Origin of the sequence: Pseudomonas sp. NPDC089534 (genome assembly GCF_044749305.1) — a bacterium.
Lineage (GTDB): Bacteria > Pseudomonadota > Gammaproteobacteria > Pseudomonadales > Pseudomonadaceae > Aquipseudomonas > Aquipseudomonas ekonensis.
This window is the reverse complement of record NZ_JBIVHR010000012.1, coordinates 1-22,941: the sequence shown is the minus strand read 5'-3', so window position 1 is coordinate 22,941 and position 22,941 is coordinate 1. Positions and strand designations below refer to the sequence as shown.

The following is a 22,941-nucleotide window of genomic DNA, read 5'->3' as shown; positions in this document are numbered from 1 at the left end:
CACCAAGTTGCGGCCAGCCGCCCCACGAACCCTGGGTTCGGTGAACCGCTTTGGCGCACCTTGCCGATGCCCTGACACAAACCGTTATCATCCGGGCCGGGATTTTCCCGGCTGCGCGCCCGGCAACAGCGCACAGCAGCCGGACGACGCACCACGACACAGCAAAAGTTGTACCAGCCGATTGCGCTGAACCTTCGCGCAAGGCCCATACTCGAACGCTTCAGAACGCCACTAACGGAGATTCCCCATGGCCGGCACCAAGGCAAAGACCGCTCAAGAAATCCTGATGGACGATTTTCAGACCCTGGTCAGCGACACCGAACGCTTGCTCGAACACACCGCGACCCTGGCCGGCGACCAGGCCGACGAGCTGCGTGCACAGATCCATGAAAGCCTGCTGCGTGCCCGGGAGACCCTGAAACTCACCGAAGACACCCTGCGCGAGCGCGGTCAGGCAGCGGTCGCCGCCACCGAAGACTACGTGTCGGCCAACCCTTGGCAATCGGTGGGCATCGCCGCCGGCGTAGGCTTCCTGCTTGGCCTGCTGGCCACCCGGCGCTGATCATGTCGATCGGTGAATCCGACCCGTCCTCTACGGGAACAAGCTCCTCGACGCGGCGTCTGGGCGCCGCCTTCCTCGGCCTGCTGCACAGCCACGTCGAACTGTTCGGCATCGAACTGCAGGAGCAGAAGGCACGCACCGTCAGCCTGCTGCTGTTCGCCGGGCTTGCCCTGGTGTTCGCGCTGCTGTTGCTGGTTGGGCTGTCGGCGCTGGTGCTGATCGTCCTCTGGGACACCTATCGCCTCGCCGCGATCATCGGCCTGTGCGTGTTCTATGCGTTGGCGGCGATCTTCTGCGCCTTGCGCCTCAAGGCTGCGGTCTTCGATGAATCCTCGCCCTTCCACGGCACCCTGGAAGAACTGGCCAACGACCGGGAGCGCCTGTTGCCATGAGCTTGCCTGAACTGCCCCGCAACAGCTCGCGCCAGGAAATGCGCAAGGCCCTGATCCGCCTGCGCATGGAGATGCATCGCCAGGAGATCCGCCATGAAGCCGGCCAGGTGCTGCAGCCGCTGCGGCGCATGCGCGGGATGACGCAAAACCTGCAGGACGGTTTCGGCATCAAGCACGCCCCGCTTTGGGGCATCGCCGCCGTCACGCTGCTCGGCTTTCTCACCGGCAAAGGCGCCAAGGGCGGCGGCGTCGGTGGATTGAGCCGCTTGATCCGCCTGGGCACCGCGCTCGGGCCGCTGATCCGGCTGGTCATGCAGAACGCCAACAAGCGCTGAGCGGTCTGGCTGGCTGCATTCTTGCAACGGCGCCGGGACCGGACTCCGCAGCCAGGAGCTCCGGCCCTGCCCGCCTGCCCGGCGGGCAACCGAACCAGAACAAGAATGACTAAGGAGGCCCCGTGATCGACGGGCAACCGCTCGCCTGCTTTCAGCCTTTCATCGATACCGCCACCGGACGCATTGCAGGCGTCGAGGCCTTGGGGCGCCTGCGTCAGGCCGACGGCCAGCTGACCTCGGTCGGGCCGCTGTTCGCCGACCCGCGCACACCCGCCATCGCCCTGCGGCGCCTCGACCGGCAGATCCGCGACGACGCCCTGGGCCGCCTGCACGAAGCGCCGGCGGACTGGTTCCTGAGCCTGAACATGTCCCCGCGCTGGATCAGCCGCCTGCGTCCGGACCAAGCCTTGCCCAGCCTCAAGCAACTGGCCCGGCATGGCGTCGACGCGCAACGGATCGTCTTCGAAATCACGGAACTGGGCGGCAACAGCCAGCGCCTGGCGCAGGTCGTCGCCCGTTATCGCGACGCCGGGGCACGCATCGCCATCGACGATTTCGGCGCCGGCCACTCGCAGCTCGACCGGGTGCTGGCCCTGCAGCCGGACATCCTCAAGCTCGACATGCGCCTGTTCCAGGCCGCTGCGCTCGGCGGGCCCAGCAGCGATGTGGTCAAGGCCCTGGCCCAGATGGCCGAGAAGACCGGTTGCCGGATCATCGCCGAAGGGGTGGAGACCGAGGCCCAGCTCAACTACGCGCTGGAGTGCGGCTCACGCTATGTGCAGGGTTACCTGTTCGCACGGGCGCAGGAACGTTTCTTCCCGGCGGATGCCTTCGTCCAGCGTTTCGCGGCGCTGCGCCAGCGTTACGTGCGACAGAAGCTGGACGAGCGAAGCCGGTTGTTGACGATGCGCCAGCAACTGGCCGAGCTGATGGCAATCCTGCAAGCCTGGGCCCAGGCCCGCGCACCGCTCAGCGCCTTGCCGAAACCGGATGCCTTCCCCTGGCTGCTGCGGTTCTACCAATGCGACCGCCACGGCACGCAACTGACGCCGAACCTGGAATGGCGCCATGGCGCCTGGATCGCCGACGACCGCTACCTGGGCCACAACTGGTCGTGGCGGCCGTACTTCTATCATTTGCTGGCGGAGGGCTGGGAGGAACGGCGCCTGACCCTGTCCAGCACCTACCGCGATGCCACCAGCAACCAGTACTGCCTGACCGCCGGACAGTTTTTCGACAACGGCGAACGCCTGCTGCTGATCGACATCGACGCGGCCGGGCTCTAGCCAGGCTTGCGCGCGCCTGCCCGAACCGGGAAGCTAGGCCATCACTCATCCGATGGAGAGCCCCGCCTTGGATTGGCAGACCCTGCTCAACCGCGAACGCCTCGGCAAACCGCTGCACAGCCCCCAGGAACTGGGCCGCAGCCCGTTCCACAAGGATCACGACCGCATCATCTTCTCCGGTGCCTTCCGCCGCCTGGGGCGCAAGACGCAAGTGCACCCGGTGTCGAGCAACGACCATATCCACACGCGCCTGACCCATTCGCTGGAAGTCAGTTGCGTCGGGCGCTCGCTGGGCATGCGCGTGGGCGAAACCCTGCGCGGCGCCCTGCCCGAATGGTGCGAACCGAGCGACCTGGGCATGGTGGTGCAATCGGCTTGCCTGGCCCACGACATCGGCAACCCGCCGTTCGGCCATTCCGGCGAAGACGCCATCCGCCACTGGTTCCAGCAGGCCGCCGGCCGCGGCTGGCTCGACGCGATGAGCGACGCCGAACGGGCGGACTTCCTCAACTTCGAAGGCAACGCCCAGGGCTTTCGCGTACTGACGCAACTGGAGTACCACCAGTTCGACGGCGGCACCCGCCTGACGTACGCCACCCTCGGCACCTACCTGAAGTACCCGTGGACCGCCCGGCACGCCGACTCCCTCGGCTACAAGAAGCACAAGTTCGGCTGCTACCAGAGCGAACTGCCGCTGCTGGAACAGATCGCCCACAAGCTCGGCCTGCCGCAGCTGGAGGAACAGCGCTGGGCCCGCCACCCGCTGGTCTACCTGATGGAGGCCGCGGACGACATCTGCTATGCGCTGATCGATCTGGAAGACGGCCTGGAGATGGATTTGCTGGACTACGCCGAAGTCGAGTCCCTGCTGCTGGGCCTGGTGGGCGACGACCTGCCGGAAACCTACCGACTGCTCGGCCCCCAGGATTCGCGCCGGCGCAAGCTCGCGATCCTGCGCGGCAAGGCCATCGAACACCTGACCAACGCGGCGGCCAGGGCCTTCGTCGAACAGCAGGACGCCCTGCTCGCCGGCACCCTGCACGGGGATCTGGTGGAGCACATGCACGGCCCGGCCAAACGCTGCGTGCTGAACGCCAAGGACATCGCCCGCAAGAAAATCTTCCAGGACAAGCGCAAGACCCTGCACGAGATCGGCGCCTACACGACGCTGGAGATTCTGCTCAATGCGTTCTGCGGGGCGGCGCTGGAACAGCACAACGGCCGCACCCCTTCCTTCAAGAGCCGGCGCATCCTCGACCTGCTGGGCAACAACGCGCCGGATCCGCGGGGCCCGCTGCACACTTCGTTCCTGCGCATGATCGACTTCATCGCCGGCATGACCGACAGCTACGCCAGCGACATGGCGCTGGAAATGACGGGGCGCTCCAGCCCGTGATCCGTGTGCCTGAACGGTCGGGGCGGCCGATCGTTCGGGCGGGTCAGCGCCATGACTGGCGAGGCATGGCGCTGGGGCACATTTTAAACAACCGCCCCGACCGGGAAACCGGCTGGATGCCCCAGCCAAGACCGTCAGGACAAACAGTCGCACTGAATAGAAACATCAACCCACCATTAAAATGAACATTCACTCTTCCCTACTTCATACCCAGCCCCATCGTAGTCAGTTTCCTTTTTAAATGTAGGAATAGTCCTATATTGCCGTTAGAGCCAAGTCAGTCCCTCCGAGTGCTTATTTATCTGAGCTAAGGTGCGCGCTTTATTAGTGCTTGTATGGGACTTGATTATGAACTCCGTTTTTATTGTCGACGATCACCCGGTCATCCGTCTTGCCGTTCGCATGCTGCTGGAACATGAAGGCTACAAGGTCGTAGGTGAAACCGATAACGGGGTCGATGCCATGCAGATGGTCCGTGAATGCATGCCCGATCTGATCATTCTCGACATCAGCATTCCCAAACTGGACGGACTGGAAGTTCTCGCACGCTTCAACGCCATGGGGTCTCCGCTCAAGACACTGGTGCTGACGGCCCAATGCCCGACCCTGTTCGGCATTCGCTGCATGCAGTCCGGAGCATCGGGCTATGTCTGCAAACAGGAAGACTTGAGCGAACTGGTCAGCGCCATCAAGGCCGTACTGTCCGGTTACAACTATTTTCCCAGCCAGGCCCTCAACCCGGTTCGCAACGACGATGTCCGTTATGCCGAACTGGAACTGTTCAAGACCGTCAACGACCGGGAACTGATGGTGCTGCAATTGTTTGCCCAAGGACGAACAAACAAGGAAATCGCCAAGGGCATGTTCCTGAGCAACAAGACCGTCAGCACTTATAAGAAACGCCTGATGCAGAAACTCAAGGCCCGGTCCCTGGTGGAACTTATCGAGATGGCCAAACGCAACGCACTAGTGTGAGAGCCAGAATGCCCAGCCGACTCATTTACCTACTGACCACCTGGTGCACGGCCCTGTGCCTGGGCGCGCTAGCATGCGCCGTGTCCGCCGCGCCGCAGCGCTACGGCCTGCTCAGCCGTGCGGCGGACATTTCGCCGCCGATCTCGCTGGACGTCATGCAACGGCAATGGCTGCAGACCCGCAAGGCACTGGTTCTGGGCACCTCCACCCCGGATTACCCGCCGTTCGACATGACCGTCAGCGGCCGCGACTACGAGGGGCTCACCGCCGACTACGCGGGCCTGCTGGGCCAGGCCACGGGCCTGCCGATCCGGATCCGGCACTTCTCCTCGCGGGACGCGGCGGTGCAGGCGCTGGTCGACGGCGACATCGATCTGCTCGGCACGGCCAACGGATTCGAAGCCAACAACGCCGAGATTGTGCTCTCCACCCCCTATGCCATCGACCAGCCCGTGCTGGTCACCCGCGAAGGCGAACCCCGGTCGCTGACCGATGGCCTCGCCGGCCTCAGACTGAGCATGGTCTACCACTACCTGCCGCTCGAGGAGGTCAAGGCGCTCTACCCCAAGGCCATCCTCACCGTCTATCCGTCCTACCAGAACGCCCTGAACGCCGTGGCGTTCGATCAGGCCGACGTGTTTCTCGGCGACACGATCTCCACCCACTACATGATCAACAAGGGCTACCTGAACAACATCCGCATGGCCAACTTCGGCAAGCACGAAGCCCACGGCTTCAGCTTTGCCGTCAACCGCAACAACCCGCAGTTGCTGAGCATCGTCGATACGGTACTCAAAGGCGTTCCCGGCAGCGAGCGGGCGAGCATCGCCAAACGCTGGAGCGCCGGCAGCGACATCCTGCTGACCGACCGCAAGCTGCAGCTGACCGAACGCGAGGAGGACTGGCTCAAGCGCCATCCGGTGGTGCGCGTGGTCGTCAACGAAGCCTTCGCCCCGCTGACCTTCTTCGACAGCGACGGCAACCTGCGGGGGATCTCCGCCGACCTGCTCGAACTGATCCGCCTGCGCACCGGCCTGCGTTTCGAAATCCGCCGCGGCCGCAGCGACAGCGAAATGATCGACCAGCTCGAAAGCGATCAGGCCGACCTGATCGCCGCGCTGCTGCCCAGCGCAAAACGCGAGAAGCACTTGAGCTTCAGCCGTCCCTACCTGGAGAACTCCCACGTCCTGCTGACGCGCAAGTCCGCCGACAGCCCCACCCATCCGGGCCAGCTCAAGGGCCGGTCGCTGGCGATCGCCCAGGGCAATCCGATGATCGATTACCTGCGCCGCGAGTTCCCGCGCATCAACCAGGTGGAGACTCCGGACACCTTCAGCGCCGTGGCAATGCTTGCCGGGGGACAGGTCGACGGGGCGGTGACCTCACTGGTGATCGCCAACTATTTCATTTCATCGCGGATATTCGAACACCGGCTGCAGATCACCACGACGCTCGGCACCCGCCAGGCGGCGTTCTCCCTGGCGACCACCCATGCCAACCCGGAGCTGACGGCGATCCTCGACAAGGCCTTGCTGAGCATCACACCCGAGGAGCTCGGCATCATCAACGGTCGCTGGCGCGGCTACTCGGAGGCCTCGCAGGGTGCGTGGCGCGACTACCGGCGGCTGTTCTACCAGGTCGCGACCGGGGCTTGCCTGCTCCTGCTGCTGTCCCTGGCCTGGAACGCCTACATGCGCCGCCAGATCAAACAGCGCCAGGCCGCCGAACGGGCCCTCAACGATCAGTTCGAGTTCATGCGCTCGCTGGTCAACGGCACCCCCCATCCGATCTACGTGCGCGACCGCAACGGCCTGCTGCAAAGCTGCAACGACAGCTACCTCAAGGCATTCAACGCCAGACGCGAAGACGTGATCGGCAAGACCGTCATGCAAGGCGCCCTCGGCAACACCTTCGAGGCCCAGACCTACCAGGCCGACTACCGGCGGGTGCTGGCCGAAGGCAAGCCTCTGGTGCAGGACCGTCCGCTGCACATCGGCGGGCTGCGCCTGACCATCTATCACTGGATCCTGCCCTACCGGGACTCCAGCGGCGATGTCCAGGGCATCATCGGCGGCTGGATCGACATCAGCGAACGGCGGCGCCTGCTCGACGAACTGCGCACGGCCAAGGAGCAGGCCGATGACGCCAACCGGGCCAAAAGCACCTTTCTGGCGACCATGAGCCACGAAATCCGCACCCCGATGAACGCAGTGATCGGCATGCTCGAACTGACGCTCAAACGCCTGGACCGCCACCATCCGGACCGGCCGTCCATCGAGACCGCCTACCATTCGGCCAAGGATCTTCTGGGCCTGATCGGCGACATACTCGATATCGCCAGGATCGAGTCCGGACGGCTGAGCCTGAGCCCCGAGTGGGTCGGCCTGGTGGAGACCGTCAGTTCGGTGATGAGAATCTTCGACGGACTGGCCCGCCAGAAAAAGCTCTCCCTGAACCTGACCGTCAATCCGCCCGGACTGGCGGTCGACGTGCATCTGGATCCGCTGCGCTTCAAGCAGATTCTGTCCAACCTGATCAGCAATGCCATCAAGTTCACCGAAGCCGGGCAGATCCAGGTCACCCTCGAACTGCCCGGCGCCGAACGCCCCGAGCGCCCGCTCATGCGGTTGACCGTTCAGGACAGCGGCGTGGGCATCAGCGCCGAAGACCAGCAGCGCCTGTTCGCGCCTTTCGCCCAGGCCGATCATGGACAGCAGAGCCGCAGCGGCGCCGGGCTGGGGCTGGTGATCAGCCGCAGCCTGTGCGAAATGATGGATGGCCAGCTGCACCTGAGCAGCCAGCCCGGCATCGGCACGCAAGTCAGCATTTCCCTGCCGCTGGACGTGCGTGCGGGCTGCACCGGCACCCAAAAGGCCGCCGAGCCGATCCGGGTTTCGCACACCGCCCTGAACGTGCTGGTGGTGGACGACCATCCCGCCAACCGCTTGCTCATGTGCCAGCAACTGGAGTTCCTCGGCCACACCTTCAGCGTGGCCGAGGAGGGCCGCAGCGCACTGGAGAAATGGAAAGAGGGCCGCTTCGATCTGGTGATCGCCGACTGCAACATGCCGGTGATGAACGGCTACGAACTGACCCGGGCCATTCGTCAGCACGAACGCCAGACCCAACGCCCGCCCTGCACGGTCCTGGGGTTCACCGCCAACGCCCAGCCCGAGGAACTGCAGCGCTGCCGGCTGGCGGGCATGGACGACTGCCTGTTCAAGCCCCTGAGCCTGAGCGTCCTGAGCCAATGGGTGAATGGTGTGCCGGCCACCGTACCTTCCCCGGCGGCGACACCGGCACCGGCCTTCAGCCTTCAAGGCCTGAAGTCGCTGACCGGCGGCAGCCCCTCCCAGACGCGACGCTTGCTGGCCGAGCTGGTGAACAGCAATCGCCTGGACCGCAAGGAACTGCTGAGCGTGTCCGAAACCGCCGCCCCTGAAGCGTTGGCCGTACTCGCCCACAAGATCAAAGGGGCCGCGCGCATCGTCCAGGCCACCCGCCTGATCGCCTGCTGCGAGGCGTTGGAACAGGCATGCGCACACGCGATGCCGTCACCGCAGATCAGCCTTCGCTGCAAGGAGACCGACCTCGCCCTGCTCGAACTGGAGCAAGCGCTGCAACAGCAACTGGAGCGGTTCGAGCACAGCAGAATGGCCGAGCCTTAACTATGCTTGAGCGCTGAGCAGTGTGTTTTCCATCACGGAGCGACCGCAATGCCCAGCCCACTGCGCCCGGAACAACGCCGGTTTCCGCTGCACGTGCATATCAGTGTCATGTTCACTTTTCTGCTGTTGCTCACGGGCGTGGTGCTCGGTCTGTTCAACTACCGCCAGACCACCCAGATCATCCTGTCGAGCAGCGAAAAGCTGTTTGGCCGGATCGAGCAGGATGTGCGCCTGGACCTGCAGAACACCTATGAGCCGATCCGCCATCTGCTCAGCCTGCTGGCGGAAAACCCGGCCACCCAGGCCTCCGGCCTCGAATCGCGCATGAGGCTGCTCAGGCCGTTCAGCCAGTCGCTGACGGACAACCCCGATCTGGCCTCGATTTACCTGGGTTACGGCAACGGCGATTTCTTCATGGTGCGCCCCCTGCGCACCGCCGAACTGAAGGCCTTGCTCAAGGCCCCGGAAACCGCCGCCTATCAGGTCTGGAGCATCGAGCACGGCAGCGACGGCAAGGCCCGCTCGCAATCGCTGTTCTTCGATCAGGCGCTGACCCCGGTCGGCCGCCTGGACAATCCCGACGATCCCTACGACCCCCGCGAACGGGCCTGGTACGTCAGCGCCCGGCAACAGACCGGGCAGATCACCACCGAGCCCTATGCGTTCTTCTCCACCCGTCAGGTCGGCACCACCCTGGCAAGGCGCAGCGGTGACGGCGCGGTGATCGCCGCCGACCTCACGCTGGCCGCGCTCTCGGCGACCCTGATCAAGCATGTGGTGACGCCCGCCACCCAGGTCGCCCTGTTCGACGGCGCCGGCAATGCCGTGGCCTACCCGGACAGCGGCCGCCTGATCGTCGACGACCGCAGCGTCCGCCTGGCCAAGGCGGCCGACCTCAGCCCGGCCCTGCACGCGCTGCTGGATGGCAGGCAGCGAGGCAACCGCCTTGAGGTCGACGGGCGCCAATGGATCGTCGCCCGCAGCACGTTGGACGAAGGCGGGCCGAACGGCCTGCAGATGGCGCTGCTGGTGCCGGAGGATGAACTGCTGGCCGATGCCTACCGCCTGCGTTGGCAAGGCGCGCTGATCACGCTCGCCACCTTGCTGCTGTGCTTGCCGCTGGGCTGGCTGACGTCACGGATCCTGGTCAAGCCCCTGCATGCGCTGGTCAGGGAAGCCGACGCGATCCGCAGCTTCAACTTCGGTTTTCCGCTGACCCGCCGCTCTCCGGTGCTTGAGGTCGACCAATTGAGCCTGTCGATGGCACGCATGAAAGACACGCTGGCCAGCTTCTTTCGCATCACCGACAGCCTGACCGCCGAGACACGCTTTGCCCCGCTGCTGCAGCGGGTGCTGTTCGAGACGGTACAGATCGCCCAGGCCCAGGCCGGCCTGATTTACCTGCGCGAGAACGACGGCAACCAGATGGAGCCCTGCGGGCTGGTGATCGACGGAACCGCCCAGGCGCTGGAAGCGTTCGACATCCGCGACCGCAGCCTCGACGGCACACGCAACCCCGAATGGTTCGGGCAACTGGCCAAGGCCGACAATGTGGTGAGCAACCTCGGCTTCGAACAGGCCGAGGACCTGCAGAAGCTGCTGCTGGCCATGAATGCGCCGCGGGTGCACCTGATCGGCATCCGCCTGCGCAACCGGCACAACGAGACGGTCGGCCTGCTGGTTCTGCTGGTGAACGACAGCGGCACCGCGGCCGACCGGGAAAAGCTGCAGCCCGACCGCATCGCCTTCCTGCAGGCAGTGTCCGGCGCGGCCGCCGTGTGCATCGAGAGCCAGCGCCTGCAGGCGCGGCAGAAGCAACTGCTCGACGCCTTCATCCAGTTGCTGGCCGGTGCGATCGACGCCAAGAGCCCCTACACCGGCGGACACTGCCAGCGCGTGCCGGAACTGACCCTGATGCTCGCCCACGCCGCCGCGGCCAGTCAGGCACCGGCGTTCAGCGACTACCGGCCGACCGAGGACGAGTGGGAAGCGCTGCACATCGCCGCCTGGCTGCACGATTGCGGCAAGGTGACCACACCTGAATATGTGGTGGACAAGGCCACCAAGCTGGAAACCCTGAACGATCGCATCCACGAGATCCGCACCCGTTTCGAGGTGCTCAAGCGCGATGCCTGGATCGCTTACTGGCAAGCCCTCGCCCAAGGAGGCGACGAGGCGCAGCTGGCAGGGCTGCGCGACGCCGCGCTCGCCGGGCTGGACGACGACTTCGCGTTTGTCGCCCGCTGCAACCTCGGCGCCGAGGCCATGGCCGAAGACGACCTGCAACGCCTTGCGGGGATCGCCCGACGGACCTGGACGCGCACGCTGGATGACCGCCTGGGCGTCTCCTGGGAGGAAAACCGCCGCCAGGCCCGCACACCGGCGCCCACGTTGCCGGTCAGCGAGCCGCTGCTGGCGGACAAGCCCGAGCACCTGCTCGAGCGCGCGCAGAGCGAGCTCATTCCCGAAGACAACCCATGGGGGTTCAAACTGGACGTGCCGCGCTACAAGTACAACCGCGGCGAACTCTACAACCTGAGCATCGCCCGCGGCACCCTGACCCGCGAGGAACGCTACGTCATCAATCACCACATGGTGCAGACCATCCTGATGCTCAGCCATCTGCCCTTCCCCGGACACCTTAGCAACGTCGCGGAGATCGCCGGCGGCCACCACGAGAAAATGGACGGCACCGGCTATCCGAAACGCCTCAGGCGCGAGGAGATGAGCCTGCCGGCCCGGATGATGGCGATCGCCGACATCTTCGAGGCGCTGACCGCCGCCGACCGGCCCTACAAGAAAGCCAAAAGCCTCAGCGAGGCGCTGGGCATCATGGCCACCATGTGCCGGGAAGCCCATATCGACGCCGAACTGTTCGGCCTGTTCGTCGGCGAAGGCATTTACCTGCAATACGCCCGGCGCTTCCTCGATCCCCGGCAGATCGATGCGGTGGATCCCGCCGGCCTGCTGCGCAAGGCCGGCCTGGCGGGCTGATCAGCAGTCGGTCAGGCGCAGGAAGATGGCGGCCAGACGCTCGATGCCTTCCTGATCCGCGACGCCGAAGCGCGAAAGCTTCGGGCTGTCCAGGTCCAGCACGCCGATCAGGCGCCCGTCCTTGACCAACGGAATCACCAGCTCGCTGTTGGACGCGCTGTCGCAGGCGATATGGCCGGGGAACGCGTGAACGTCCTCCACCCGTTGCGTCTGCCGGCTGGCCGCCGCCGCGCCGCACACGCCCCGGCCGAACGGAATCCGCACACAGGCGATCTGCCCCTGGAACGGCCCGAGCACCAGCTCTTCGTCGCGGTTGAGGTAGAAGCCGGCCCAGTTCAGGTCGTCGATCTGGGTGAACAGGAACGCCGAGAACTGCGCGGCGTTGGCGATGAAATCGCGTTCGTCCGCCAGCAGCGACTCCAGTTGCGCGGCCAGCAAACCGTAGCCTTCGAGGCCCTGGCCGCTCTGTTGCAAATCAATCATGCCTTGTGCTCCAACAATTTCAGTCCCACCCAGTAACGGGCGAATTGGTACGCGCAACGTCCGTTGCGGTTGCCGCGGCCGGTGGCCCAGCGCACGGCGAGAATGTCCAGCGCCTCGTCGCGCTGCCACGTCAGCCCGGCCTTGGCGGCCAACTGGCCGATCCAGTGCTCGACGACGTTGAGGAAATGCTCCTGGGTGAACGGATAGAACGACAGCCACAGGCCGAAACGGTCCGACAGGGCGATCTTGTCCTCCACCGCTTCGCTCGGGTGCAGCTCGCCCTCGACGCGCTTCCAGTTTTCGTTGTCGCTTTCCTTCTCCGGCACCAGATGGCGGCGGTTGGAGGTGGCGTACAGCAGCACGTTGTCCGGCGCCTGCTCCAGCGAGCCGTCCAGCACGCTCTTGAGCACCCGGTAATCGCCCTCGCCGGACTCGAACGACAAATCATCGCAGAACAGCACGAAACGCTGCGGCAATTTGGCGATCTGCTCCACCACCCGCGGCAGGTCCGCCAAGTGATCGCGCTCGATCTCGATCAGCCGCAGCCCGGCCCCGGCATGCTCGGCCAGCAGCGCCCGCACCAGGGACGACTTGCCGGTGCCGCGCGAACCCCAGAGCAGCGCGTGGTTGGCGGGCATGCCGTCGAGGAACTGGCGGGTGTTGCGCCCCAGTTGCTCCAGTTGCCGGTCGACCCCGATCAGGTCGGACAGGCGCATGTCGAGGCTGACCTGCAGCGGCGACAGGAAACCGCTGCGGCCGTCGCGTTGCCAGCGTGCGGCCAGGCACGCGTTCCAGTCGATGACGGGGCGCGGCGCCGGCAACAATGGCTCGATCCGCGCCAAAACCGACTCGGCACGCTCAAGAAAGGCATTCAATCGGGAATCCACGTCTTTTCCTCAGGCTCGTTCACAGAGATGATGGCGATACAGCGATGAGCGGCGCAGCAACCTTCGACACCCGCCCCAGGCCTTGTTACAAGGCGATTCGGGAACCCCGGTATCCATACATGATCGACTATGCTTGAGCAGCGAAGGGAAACGGAAGTGGTTCAACACCCCATGGATATCAAATTCACCCACCGGCTGTCGTACAAGCAAGCCAGGCTCACCGTGCTGGTCGGGTTCATTCTGGGCACGCTGCTGAGCCTGCTGCAGATCGGCATCGATTATGCCAGCGAAGACGCCTCCATCAACCGTGAAATCCTTTCCCTGCTGGAAATCAGCCATAACCCGGCGTCACGCATCGCCTACAACATCGACGCCGAACTCGCCCAGGAGCTCACCCTCGGGCTGCTGCGCTCGCCGGCCATCATTTCCGCGCAGCTGACCGACAACAACGCGACCGTGCTGGCCAGCGTCAAGCGCCCGGAGTTCCAGAGCGGCTACCGGATGGTCAGCGACTTCCTGTTCGGCGCCAAGCGCCAGTTCGAGGACCGCCTCTATCTCGATCACCTGCCCAACGAGTCCCTCGGCACCCTGAGCCTGGAAGTGGACACCTACGCGTTCGGCAGCCGCTTCCTGCGCCGGGCCGAAGTCACCCTGCTCAACGGCTTTGCCCGCAGCCTGATCCTGACCGGCATCCTGCTGGCGCTGTTCTACGTGATGCTGACCAAACCGCTGGTGCGGGTGATCCGCGAACTCAGCGGCCGCGACCCGCGCAGCGTCGAACCCACGTCGCTCGAATGCCCGACCGGGCACGGCAACGACGAGATCGGCGTGCTGGTCAAGGTCGCCAACCAGCAGTTCGAGAACATCGCCACGGAGATCCAGCAGCGGCGCAACGCGGAAAACCGCCTGACCGACTACCTTGCCCAGCTTGAAGACATCGTCTCGGCCCGCACCGCCGAACTCAAGGCGATCAACGCCCGGCTCAGCCAGTCCAACCAGGAGCTGGAGGTGGCCCGCAGCACGGCGCTGGACATGGCCGAAGCCCGTTCGGCGTTCCTCGCCAACATGAGCCATGAGATCCGCACACCGCTCAACGGCCTGCTGGGCATGATCGCCCTCTCCCTGGACGGCCCGCTGAACGCCGAGCAGCAGCAACAGCTGTCGATCGCCCATGACTCGGGCAAGGTGCTGGTGGAGCTGCTCAACGACATCCTCGACCTGTCGAAATTCGACGCCGGTCAGCTGGAGCTGGAAAACATCCCGTTCGACCTCGGCGCCCTGATCGAGGACACCGCCAACCTGCTGTCGCAGAACGCGGCGCCGAGCGTCGAGCTGACGTGCCTGATCGACCCGCACTTCCCCGCTCTGGTGCTGGGGGATCCGACCCGGGTCAGGCAGATCGTCAGCAACCTGCTGTCCAACGCACTGAAGTTCACCCGTTTCGGCCGGGTCGACGTGCGCCTGTCCACCCGCAAGGAGGGCGTGCGCATCGAGGTCTGCGACACCGGCATCGGCATTGCCCGGGAGGCCCAGGTGAAGATCTTCCAGCCGTTCACCCAGGCCGGCGCCGGCATTACCCGTCAGTTCGGCGGCACCGGGCTGGGCCTGGCGCTGACGCACAACCTGTGCGAAGCCATGCAGGGCCGCCTGACGATCAGTTCCGAAGTCGGCTTCGGCAGCCAGTTCTGCGCCGAACTGCCGCTGCCCTGCCACACCCGTGCGGTGGCGCCGGCGCCGCTGCACGGCAAGGTACTCGCCATCACGGCCGCCAGCAGCGGCCTGGCGGAACTGCTCAACAACCTGCTGCCGGCCTGGGGCCTGGAGTACGAACAGCGCTCGATCGAAGATTCCTTGCTGGGGCTGTCGCCCGACGTGCTGATCACCGATTGCCCCGAGTGCCTGTTCGGCCTGCGTCCGACCCTCAGCGCCCCGGTCCTGCTGGTGACCGCGTATGGCAGCTTCATGCCCTCCGAGGAGGCCGCGGCCCTCGCCCCGCTGCAGCAGCAGGGCCGGCCATTGGCCCGCAATGCGCTGTACCAGACCTTGCGCCGCATCCTGCAACCGAACGTCGCCACCATCGACGAGACCCGCCTGGAAGCCCTGCCGCCCCAGCGGCGCGGGCGCGTCCTGCTGGTCGAGGACAACCCGGTCAACCAATTGGTGGCCAAAGGCATGCTCGGCAAGCTCGGCTGCGACGTCGTGGTCGCCGCCCATGGCGCCGAAGCGTTGGACCAGCTGGAGAACGACGCGTTCGACCTGGTGCTGATGGACTGCAACATGCCGGTGATGGACGGCTACGAGGCGAGCCGGCAGATCCGCCACAGCGGGCGCTGGCCCGACCTGCCGATCGTGGCCCTGACCGCCAACGCCATGTCCGAGGAACGCGAACGCTGCCGGGCGGCGGGCATGAGCGACTACCTGGCCAAACCCTTCCGCCGCGAAGAGCTGGCGGCATTGCTGGATCAGTGGATACCGGTCACGTCAGCGCTTTGATCTGCCCCAGCAGATGATCGAGACCGTTGCGCAGTTCGTCGAGCCGATCCAGATCCACTCCGCTGTCGCACAGCAGCCGGGCCTTGAGCGGCCCGACCTGTTCGCGCAGCGCCTGTCCGCAAGACGTGAGGCTCAGGTGCACCTCGCGCTCGTCCCGCGCCGAACGTTGGCGCTGCACCAACTGCAACTGCTCCAGGCGCTTGAGCAACGGCGTCAGCGTCCCGGAGTCCAGCGCCAGGCGCTCACCCAGCGCCTTGACGGTCGGCTGTTCGGGCGCCGCGTCCTGCCACTCCCACAGCACCAGCATCGCCAGATACTGCGGGTAGGTCAGGCCGAGCCGGTCGAGCATCGGCTTGTAGGCGCGGATCACCGCACGGGAGGCGGCATACAGCTTGAAGCACAGCTGGCTGTCGAGCTTGAGCGAATCGACGGACACGGTCTTCATTTGAGCAGGGCTTCGATCTCACGGCTCAGGTCCTGCGGCTTGGTGGCCGGAGCGAAACGCTTGACCAACCGGCCGTCCTCACCGATCAGGAACTTGGTGAAGTTCCATTTGATGCCTTGGGAGCCCAACACGCCCGGCGCACGTTTCTTCAGTTGCACGAACAGCGGGTGGGCGGCGGCACCGTTGACGTCGATCTTCTTGAACAGCGGGAAGCTGACACCGTAGTTCAGTTCACAGAACTCGCTGATCGCGCCTTCGTTGCCCGGTTCCTGCTTGCCGAACTGGTTGCACGGGAAACCGAGCACCACCAGGCCGCGGTCCCTGTAGGTCTGCCACAGCTCTTCAAGGCCCTTGTACTGCGGGGTGAACCCGCACTTGCTGGCGGTGTTCACCACCAGCACCGCCTTGCCGGCGAAATCGGCGAGGGTCTTTTGCTCGCCCTTGATGGTGGTGCACGGAATGTTCAGCAGGTTGTCGCTCATGGTGCGCACTCTCGAGAAGTTGTGAGGCATTGAAAATAGCGAGCAATTGAATTGCGTGCAATTTAATTATCCGAACGGCGACCCGAGGATCGCCAGCGGCACCTACCCGCGCGGCACCAGGTTCAGGCACACCGAGTTGATGCAGTAGCGCAGTCCGGTGGGCGGCGGACCATCCGGGAAGACATGGCCCAGGTGCGCATCGCAGCGCGCGCACTTCACTTCGGTGCGGATCATGCCGTGGCTCGTGTCGCGGATCTCGACCATGGCGCTTTCGCCGATCGGCGCGTAGAAACTCGGCCAGCCGCAACCGGAGTCGAACTTGGTCTGCGAATCGAACAGCGGCTCGTTGCAGCACACGCAATGGTAGACGCCATCGGTCTTGGTGGCGTTGTACTTGCCGGAGAACGGGCGCTCGGTGGCGCTCAGCCGGCACACGTTGAACTGCTCGGGATCGAGCATCGCACGCCATTCCTCCAGGGTTTTTTCGATCTTTTCCATCATCACACCTCAGCGGCTGAAAAAGCCCGATCTGTACCTTTTCCACGGATCGGGCGGCACGTATGATTGCGCCTCGTCACACGCCAGTCTGGCAGCGGGTTCCTGCGCATTCAAACGAAATCCGGAAACCGCCGCCCAGGATGCCGTCCTGTGCGAAGACGCAGGAATCCCAGCCCGGTTGTCCACCCGCCGCCTGGATCGTTCATTTTCGGGATCACATCGCCATGCAGTTCAGCAAATCGAACAAGCTCGCCAACGTCTGCTACGACATTCGCGGCCCGGTGCTCAAGCACGCCAAACGCCTGGAAGAGGAAGGCCACCGCATCCTCAAGCTGAACATCGGCAACCCGGCGCCCTTTGGTTTCGAGGCGCCGGACGAAATCCTCCAGGATGTGATCCGCAACCTGCCGACCGCCCAGGGCTACAGCGACTCCAAAGGCCTGTTCAGCGCGCGCAAGGCCGTGATGCAGTACTACCAGCAGAAGCAGGTCGAAGGTGTCGGCATCGAGGACATCTACCTGGGCAACGGCGTGTCCGAGCTGATCGTGATGTCGCTGCAGGCGCTGCTCAACAACGGCGACGAAGTGCTGGTGCCGGCCCCGGACTACCCGCTGTGGACCGCCGCCGTGAGCCTGGCCGGCGGTAACGCGGTGCATTACCTGTGCGACGAGGGCGCCGACTGGTTCCCGGACTTGGCCGACATCAAGGCCAAGATCACCCCGAACACCAAGGCGATGGTGATCATCAACCCGAACAACCCGACCGGCGCGGTGTATTCCAAGGAAGTGCTGCTGGGCATGCTGGAGCTGGCGCGCCAGCACAACCTGGTGGTGTTCTCCGACGAAATCTACGACAAGATCCTCTACGACGACGCCGTGCACATCTGCACCGCCTCGCTGGCGCCGGACCTTTTGTGCCTGACCTTCAACGGCCTGTCCAAGTCGTACCGCGTGGCCGGTTTCCGCTCCGGCTGGATCGCGATCTCCGGGCCCAAGCACCACGCCCAGAGCTACATCGAAGGCATCGACATGCTGGCCAACATGCGCCTGTGCGCCAACGTGCCGAGCCAGCATGCCATCCAGACCGCCCTGGGCGGCTACCAGAGCATCAACGACCTGGTGCTGCCGCAAGGCCGCCTGCTGGAGCAGCGCAACCGCACCTGGGAGTTGCTCAACGACATTCCGGGCGTGAGCTGCGTCAAGCCGATGGGCGCCTTGTACGCATTCCCCAAGATCGACCCGAAAGTCTGCCCGATCCACAACGACGAGAAGTTCGTCCTCGACCTGCTGCTGTCCGAAAAGCTGCTGGTGGTGCAAGGCACGGCGTTCAACTGGCCGTGGCCGGACCACTTCCGCGTCGTCACCCTGCCGCGGGTCGACGACCTCGACATGGCGATCGGCCGGATCGGCAACTTCCTCAAATCCTACCGCCAGTAACCGGCAAACCGGTGCGCAACGACCCGAGCGTTGCGCACTGACGGATTCAGCAACACTTCTGCGTCACCCTCCCCCTCACACCTTCTAGACTAGCGATGCGTACCGCCCTGAACCGGCCGGCACCATGGCGACGGCCGGCCGCTGTCTGTCGTCCCTGTCGCAGCGGATTGCAGGAAATGTCCGCAGAGCCACGGATCCCGCTGTAGGACACAGTTTGAAATAGTCACTCGGTTGAATCACCCCGTGCCGCGCCTTATATACCCCGCAGTACGCTACATCTTTAGCTTGAGGAGATTTCTACAACCATGATGCGCATCCTGCTGTTCTTGGCCACTAACCTGGCGGTCGTGCTGATAGCCAGCATCACCCTGAGCCTTTTCGGCTTCAACGGGTTCATGGCGGCCAACGGGGTTGACCTCAACCTCAATCAGCTGCTGGTCTTCTGTGCCGTCTTTGGTTTCGCCGGCTCCCTGTTCTCGCTGTTCATCTCCAAGTGGATGGCGAAGATGAGCACCGGCACCCAGATCATCAGCCAGCCGCGCACCCGGCACGAGCAATGGCTGCTGCAAACCGTCGAGCAACTGTCCCGCGAAGCCGGGATCAAGATGCCCGAAGTCGGGATCTTCCCGGCCTACGAGGCCAACGCCTTCGCCACCGGCTGGAACAAGAACGATGCGCTGGTGGCCGTCAGCCAGGGCCTGCTGGAGCGCTTTACGCCCGATGAAGTGAAGGCCGTGCTGGCCCACGAGATCGGTCACGTCGCCAACGGCGACATGGTCACGCTGGCGCTGATCCAGGGCGTTGTGAACACCTTCGTGATGTTCTTTGCGCGGATCATCGGCAACTTCGTCGACAAGGTCATCTTCAAGAACGAAGAAGGCCAGGGCACCGCCTACTACGTGGCGACCATCTTCGCCGAACTGGTGCTGGGCATCCTGGCCAGCGCGATCGTGATGTGGTTCTCGCGCAAGCGCGAATACCGCGCCGACGAAGCCGGCGCCCGCCTGGCCGGCACCAGCGCCATGATCGGCGCCCTGCAACGGCTGCGCGCCGAACAGGGCCTGCCGGTGCACATGCCCGACACCCTGAACGCCTTCGGCATCAACGGCGGCATCAAGCAGGGCCTGGCCCGCATGTTCATGAGCCACCCGCCGCTGGAAGAGCGCATCGACGCCCTGCGTCGCCGCGGTTGATTTCCACGCACCAACAAAGAGGCCCGCAGCGATGCGGGCCTTTTTTTGATCCGATTCTTCGTTGCGGCTGGAGTGCCCCTTCGTCGGATCAGGCCACACTCCCCTACCGACCGGAAACCCGATACACCCGCTCATCAAGCCGCGTCACGCCGGCCTGCACAAACTTCCAGCTATCCCCCAGCACATCCTGCTCTTCCAGCATCCGCACTTGCCATGCGCCACCCAAAAGGCGTTGCACTTCAGCGTCCACCACCGCAAACGGCGGCCCCGGCATCTGCGCCTGGTCGTAATCCAGCGTGATCAGCAACCCTTGCAGCCCCGCCGGCAGAATGGCCTGCAGATGCGCCGCATAGCGTTCACGCATCGGCTCAGGCAAGGCGATCAGCGCCGCCCGGTCATACAGCGCGGCGCAGTCCGCCACATCCTGTGCCGTCAAGGCAAAGAAGTCGCCGCACATCAACTCAATCGCACCGGCCCGGTAAACCCTGAAGGCGCCCTCCTCGCTGACCTGGGGCTGCAACCGTTGCTCGCTGAAAAAGTCCTCGACGGCCCTCTGCGACAACTCCACGCCCAAGACCCGATGGCCACGCCCGGCCAGCCACAGCAAATCAAGGCTCTTGCCGCACAAAGGCACCAGCACGCGTGCCTGCTGCGGCACAGGCAAATCCGGCCAGTGCCGTTGCAGGTACGGGTTCACCTGCGGCAGATGAAACCCGATCTGATTGGATTCCCATTTCTTGTGCCAAAACTCGGGCCGCATGGATCACTCCCAAAAATTCGATAAGAACACGTTAAAACTTATATTAGATTTAGATCAATGATCTGAATGAAGATGAGCCCATCTTAACGCTCAGGAACCCCTTCATGTTTCCAAGCCTGTTTATCTCGCACGGTTCGCCCATGCTGGCGCTCGAACCCGGCGCCAGCGGCCCCGCCCTGGCGCGACTGGCCGCCGACTTGCCTCGGCCCGACGCCATCGTCATCGTCTCCGCCCATTGGGAAAGCCATGAGCTGCTGGTCAGCAGCCACCCGCAGCCAGAGACCTGGCATGACTTCGGCGGCTTCCCCCGCGCCCTGTTCGAGGTGCAGTACCCGGCACCGGGGCACCCGCAACTGGCTGGTGAAGTCGCCGAACGGCTGACCGCCAGCGGCCTGCCCGCCCGCCTCGACCCGCAACGTCCGTTCGACCATGGCGTGTGGGTGCCGCTGTCGCTGATGTATCCGCAGGCAGACATCCCGATCGTGCAGGTGTCGTTGCCCACCCGCGGCGGCCCGGCGCTGCAGACCCGGGTCGGCCAGGCGCTGGCCGGGCTGCGCGCAGAAGGCATCCTGCTGATCGGCTCCGGCAGCATCACCCACAACCTGCGAGAGCTGGACTGGCATGCCGGCCCGGAAAGCGTCGAGCCTTGGGCCAGGGATTTCCGCGACTGGATGATCGACCGACTGGCGGCGGACGATGAGGCCGCGCTGCACGATTACCGCCGGCAAGCGCCGAACGCCGTGCGCAGCCATCCCAGCGACGAACACCTGCTGCCGCTGTACTTCGCCCGCGGCGCCGGCGGCAAGTTCGGCGTTGCCCATCAGGGCTTCACCATGGGCGCACTGGGCATGGACATCTACCGCTTCGGCTGACCGCAGGAGCGCACCGCGGCCTTCGCGAGCAGGCTCGCTCCCACAGAGGGTCGGGGCGCATGCAGACCCGAACCGCAGGCAAAAAAAATCCCCGAACCGGTCGGGGATTTTTTCGTTCGATCAATCAGCCGGCAGGCCGATCAATCTTCGCGGTAGCGACGCAGTTTCAGCTGCTTGCCCGCCACGCGAGTGTCCTTCAGCTTGGCCAGGAGACGATCCAGGCCTTCTTCCGGCAGCTCGACGAGGCTGAAGCTGTCACGCACCTGGATGCGACCGATGGCGTCACGAGCCAGGCCACCTTCGTTGAGGATGGCGCCCAGCAGGTTCTTGGCCGCGATACCGTCACGCGCGCCCAGCGCGGTACGGCAACGGGCACGGCCTTCGCCCAGCGGCATCGGCGCACGGCGCTCGCGGTCACCGCGGTCCGGACGCTCGCCACGGTCAGGGCGCTCGCCGCGCGGTGCGCTGTTCGGCACCAGCGGACGCTCCTTCTCGATGGCCGCCAGGTTCAGCGCCTGACCGTTGGTGGCCTTGCGCAGCAGGGCGGCAGCGAGGGCACGCGGGCTGCAACCGATGTCGGCGGTCAGACGATCCAGCAGATCGCCGTGAGTCGCTTCGGCATCGGCCACCAGCGGCGCCAGGCTGTTGGTCAGCTTCTTGATGCGGGCATCGAGAATCGCCGGGGCGTCCGGCAGGCGCACTTCGGCCACCTTCTGACCGGTCACACGCTCGATCACCTGCAGCATGCGGCGCTCGCGCGGCGTCACCAGCAGCAGCGCGCGGCCTTCGCGACCGGCACGGCCGGTACGGCCGATACGGTGCACGTAGGATTCCGGATCGTACGGCATGTCCACGTTGAACACGTGGGTGATGCGCGGCACGTCCAGACCACGGGCCGCGACGTCGGTGGCGACGACGATGTCCAGGCGGCCGTCCTTGAGCGAGTCGATCACGCGCTCACGCTGGTTCTGGGCGATGTCGCCGTTCAGCGCCGCGGCCTTGTAGCCTTTGGCGTCGAGGGCGCTGGCCAGATCCAGGGTCGCTTGCTTGGTGCGCACGAACATGATCAGGGCGTCGAAGTCTTCCACTTCCAGCAAGCTGAGAACGGCGGAAGTCTTCTGGTCGGCGTGAACCAGCAGGTGGGCCTGCTCGATCGCGGTGACGGTCTGGGTCTTGCTCTGGATCTTGACGTGCTTCGGATCCTTGAGGTGACGCTCGGCGATCGCACGGATCGACTGCGGCAAGGTGGCCGAGAACAGTACGGTCTGACGGGATTCAGGCATGGCCTTGAAGATGACTTCGAGGTCGTCCATGAAGCCCAGCTTGAGCATTTCGTCCGCTTCGTCGAGAACCAGGTGGTTCACGGTGGCGAGGACTTTTTCGTCGCGACGCAGGTGGTCGCACAGACGGCCCGGGGTGGCGACAACGATCTGTGCGCCGTTCCGGATTGCTTTCAGTTGCGGGCCCATCGGCGCACCGCCGTAGACGGCCACAACAGTCACGCCCGGCATTTGCTTGGCGTAGGTTTCGAAAGCGGTTGCAACTTGCAGCGCCAACTCGCGGGTTGGGGCCAGGATCAGAGCTTGCGGCTCGCGCTTGGACGGATCGATGCGGTGCAGGATAGGCAGGGCAAAGGCAGCGGTCTTACCGGTACCGGTTTGCGCCTGGCCAATCATATCGTGACCGGCGAGGATGATCGGGATCGACTGCTGCTGAATGGCCGAAGGCTCTTCATAGCCGTTGTAGACTACTGCAGTTATTATTTTGTGTTTTTGTTTATGAGT

The 22,941-nt window shown here is 64.7% G+C and carries 19 protein-coding genes; 12 read left to right on the top strand and 7 right to left on the bottom strand.

Annotated elements, in window-relative coordinates; translation table 11 throughout:
* Positions 1–247 precede the first annotated feature (247 nt).
* From ACIP0B_RS05390 to ACIP0B_RS05355, 8 genes are all read left to right on the top strand, one after another.
* Positions 248–562 (top strand): YqjD family protein, encoded by a 315-nt coding sequence (locus ACIP0B_RS05390; RefSeq protein ID WP_400830338.1) that lies wholly within the window; start codon positions 248–250, stop codon positions 560–562.
* A gap of 2 nt (positions 563–564) precedes the next feature.
* Positions 565–954, top strand: coding sequence for a phage holin family protein (locus tag ACIP0B_RS05385; RefSeq protein ID WP_400830337.1), 390 nt, complete (start codon positions 565–567; stop codon positions 952–954).
* Complete coding sequence (locus tag ACIP0B_RS05380; protein ID WP_400830335.1) at positions 951–1,289, top strand: hypothetical protein; 339 nt, start codon at positions 951–953, stop codon at positions 1,287–1,289. Before ACIP0B_RS05385 ends, ACIP0B_RS05380 begins: the two co-directional genes overlap by 4 nt.
* A gap of 122 nt (positions 1,290–1,411) precedes the next feature.
* Complete coding sequence (locus ACIP0B_RS05375; RefSeq protein ID WP_400830333.1) at positions 1,412–2,575, top strand: EAL domain-containing protein; 1,164 nt, start codon at positions 1,412–1,414, stop codon at positions 2,573–2,575.
* Between the two features lie 67 nt (positions 2,576–2,642).
* Complete coding sequence (locus ACIP0B_RS05370) at positions 2,643–3,971, top strand: deoxyguanosinetriphosphate triphosphohydrolase (protein ID WP_400830332.1); 1,329 nt, start codon at positions 2,643–2,645, stop codon at positions 3,969–3,971.
* A gap of 348 nt (positions 3,972–4,319) precedes the next feature.
* A complete protein-coding gene (locus tag ACIP0B_RS05365) occupies positions 4,320–4,946 on the top strand; it encodes a response regulator (RefSeq protein ID WP_400830331.1) in 627 nt (208 codons plus the stop codon).
* A gap of 8 nt (positions 4,947–4,954) precedes the next feature.
* Positions 4,955–8,614 (top strand): transporter substrate-binding domain-containing protein, encoded by a 3,660-nt coding sequence (locus tag ACIP0B_RS05360; protein ID WP_400830329.1) that lies wholly within the window; start codon positions 4,955–4,957, stop codon positions 8,612–8,614.
* Positions 8,615–8,662: 48 nt separating this feature from the next.
* Positions 8,663–11,608: an HD domain-containing phosphohydrolase gene (locus tag ACIP0B_RS05355; protein WP_400830328.1), complete on the top strand. Its 2,946-nt coding sequence runs from the start codon at positions 8,663–8,665 to the stop codon at positions 11,606–11,608.
* Here ACIP0B_RS05355 and ACIP0B_RS05350 read toward each other — a convergent pair whose 3' ends face one another.
* Both ACIP0B_RS05350 and ACIP0B_RS05345 read right to left on the bottom strand, forming a co-directional pair.
* Positions 11,609–12,091, bottom strand: coding sequence for a GAF domain-containing protein (locus tag ACIP0B_RS05350; RefSeq protein ID WP_400830327.1), 483 nt, complete (start codon positions 12,089–12,091; stop codon positions 11,609–11,611). It lies immediately after the preceding gene.
* Positions 12,088–12,978, bottom strand: a complete 891-nt coding sequence (locus ACIP0B_RS05345) for an ATP-binding protein (protein WP_400830326.1) — start codon at positions 12,976–12,978, stop codon at positions 12,088–12,090. Before ACIP0B_RS05345 ends, ACIP0B_RS05350 begins: the two co-directional genes overlap by 4 nt.
* Positions 12,979–13,149: 171 nt before the next feature.
* Between ACIP0B_RS05345 and ACIP0B_RS05340 the strand changes: the two genes are divergently transcribed.
* Positions 13,150–15,471, top strand: coding sequence for a response regulator (locus ACIP0B_RS05340; RefSeq protein WP_400830325.1), 2,322 nt, complete (start codon positions 13,150–13,152; stop codon positions 15,469–15,471).
* On the opposite strand, the gene ACIP0B_RS05335 is transcribed toward ACIP0B_RS05340, so the two are convergent.
* The 3 genes from ACIP0B_RS05335 to msrB all read right to left on the bottom strand — a co-directional run bounded on the left by ACIP0B_RS05335 (position 15,455) and on the right by msrB (position 16,896).
* The gene (locus ACIP0B_RS05335; RefSeq protein WP_400830324.1) at positions 15,455–15,916 is read right to left on the bottom strand and encodes a MarR family winged helix-turn-helix transcriptional regulator; all 462 of its coding nucleotides are present in this window, start codon (positions 15,914–15,916) and stop codon (positions 15,455–15,457) included. The two genes, ACIP0B_RS05340 and ACIP0B_RS05335, sit on opposite strands and share 17 nt — an antisense overlap.
* The gene (locus tag ACIP0B_RS05330) at positions 15,913–16,398 is read right to left on the bottom strand and encodes a glutathione peroxidase (RefSeq protein ID WP_400830323.1); all 486 of its coding nucleotides are present in this window, start codon (positions 16,396–16,398) and stop codon (positions 15,913–15,915) included. Before ACIP0B_RS05330 ends, ACIP0B_RS05335 begins: the two co-directional genes overlap by 4 nt.
* 102 nt (positions 16,399–16,500) lie before the next feature.
* Complete coding sequence (gene msrB / locus ACIP0B_RS05325) at positions 16,501–16,896, bottom strand: peptide-methionine (R)-S-oxide reductase MsrB (RefSeq protein ID WP_400830322.1); 396 nt, start codon at positions 16,894–16,896, stop codon at positions 16,501–16,503.
* Between the two features lie 224 nt (positions 16,897–17,120).
* On the opposite strand from msrB, the gene ACIP0B_RS05320 reads away from it, so the two are divergent.
* Both ACIP0B_RS05320 and htpX read left to right on the top strand, forming a co-directional pair.
* Positions 17,121–18,332 carry a pyridoxal phosphate-dependent aminotransferase gene (locus ACIP0B_RS05320; RefSeq protein WP_400830321.1) on the top strand — a complete coding sequence of 404 codons (1,212 nt, stop codon included), beginning with the start codon at positions 17,121–17,123 and terminating at the stop codon, positions 18,330–18,332.
* Positions 18,333–18,637: 305 nt separating this feature from the next.
* Positions 18,638–19,525 (top strand): protease HtpX, encoded by an 888-nt coding sequence (gene htpX / locus ACIP0B_RS05315; RefSeq protein WP_400830320.1) that lies wholly within the window; start codon positions 18,638–18,640, stop codon positions 19,523–19,525.
* Positions 19,526–19,628: 103 nt separating this feature from the next.
* On the opposite strand, the gene ACIP0B_RS05310 is transcribed toward htpX, so the two are convergent.
* Positions 19,629–20,285 carry a thiopurine S-methyltransferase gene (locus ACIP0B_RS05310; RefSeq protein ID WP_400830318.1) on the bottom strand — a complete coding sequence of 219 codons (657 nt, stop codon included), beginning with the start codon at positions 20,283–20,285 and terminating at the stop codon, positions 19,629–19,631.
* Between the two features lie 104 nt (positions 20,286–20,389).
* Here ACIP0B_RS05310 and ACIP0B_RS05305 point away from each other — a divergent pair, with 104 nt between their 5' ends.
* Positions 20,390–21,157, top strand: coding sequence for a DODA-type extradiol aromatic ring-opening family dioxygenase (locus ACIP0B_RS05305; RefSeq protein WP_400830316.1), 768 nt, complete (start codon positions 20,390–20,392; stop codon positions 21,155–21,157).
* A gap of 140 nt (positions 21,158–21,297) precedes the next feature.
* On the opposite strand, the gene ACIP0B_RS05300 is transcribed toward ACIP0B_RS05305, so the two are convergent.
* Positions 21,298–22,920 carry a DEAD/DEAH box helicase gene (locus tag ACIP0B_RS05300; protein ID WP_400830420.1) on the bottom strand — a complete coding sequence of 541 codons (1,623 nt, stop codon included), beginning with the start codon at positions 22,918–22,920 and terminating at the stop codon, positions 21,298–21,300.
* Positions 22,921–22,941 lie beyond the last annotated feature (21 nt).

What these genes read in the sequence shown, in the direction of transcription:
- ACIP0B_RS05330 (WP_400830323.1), bottom strand. Translation starts at nt 16,398, where the DNA reads ATGAGCGACAACCTGCTGAACATTCCGTGCACCACCATCAAGGGCGAG.
- ACIP0B_RS05335 (WP_400830324.1), bottom strand. Translation starts at nt 15,916, where the DNA reads ATGAAGACCGTGTCCGTCGATTCGCTCAAGCTCGACAGCCAGCTGTGC.
- msrB (WP_400830322.1), bottom strand. Translation starts at nt 16,896, where the DNA reads ATGGAAAAGATCGAAAAAACCCTGGAGGAATGGCGTGCGATGCTCGAT.
- ACIP0B_RS05390 (WP_400830338.1), top strand. Translation starts at nt 248, where the DNA reads ATGGCCGGCACCAAGGCAAAGACCGCTCAAGAAATCCTGATGGACGAT.
- ACIP0B_RS05340 (WP_400830325.1), top strand. Translation starts at nt 13,150, where the DNA reads ATGGATATCAAATTCACCCACCGGCTGTCGTACAAGCAAGCCAGGCTC.
- ACIP0B_RS05365 (WP_400830331.1), top strand. Translation starts at nt 4,320, where the DNA reads ATGAACTCCGTTTTTATTGTCGACGATCACCCGGTCATCCGTCTTGCC.
- ACIP0B_RS05350 (WP_400830327.1), bottom strand. Translation starts at nt 12,091, where the DNA reads ATGATTGATTTGCAACAGAGCGGCCAGGGCCTCGAAGGCTACGGTTTG.
- ACIP0B_RS05380 (WP_400830335.1), top strand. Translation starts at nt 951, where the DNA reads ATGAGCTTGCCTGAACTGCCCCGCAACAGCTCGCGCCAGGAAATGCGC.
- ACIP0B_RS05385 (WP_400830337.1), top strand. Translation starts at nt 565, where the DNA reads ATGTCGATCGGTGAATCCGACCCGTCCTCTACGGGAACAAGCTCCTCG.
- ACIP0B_RS05310 (WP_400830318.1), bottom strand. Translation starts at nt 20,285, where the DNA reads ATGCGGCCCGAGTTTTGGCACAAGAAATGGGAATCCAATCAGATCGGG.
- ACIP0B_RS05360 (WP_400830329.1), top strand. Translation starts at nt 4,955, where the DNA reads ATGCCCAGCCGACTCATTTACCTACTGACCACCTGGTGCACGGCCCTG.
- ACIP0B_RS05320 (WP_400830321.1), top strand. Translation starts at nt 17,121, where the DNA reads ATGCAGTTCAGCAAATCGAACAAGCTCGCCAACGTCTGCTACGACATT.
- ACIP0B_RS05355 (WP_400830328.1), top strand. Translation starts at nt 8,663, where the DNA reads ATGCCCAGCCCACTGCGCCCGGAACAACGCCGGTTTCCGCTGCACGTG.
- ACIP0B_RS05305 (WP_400830316.1), top strand. Translation starts at nt 20,390, where the DNA reads ATGTTTCCAAGCCTGTTTATCTCGCACGGTTCGCCCATGCTGGCGCTC.
- htpX (WP_400830320.1), top strand. Translation starts at nt 18,638, where the DNA reads ATGATGCGCATCCTGCTGTTCTTGGCCACTAACCTGGCGGTCGTGCTG.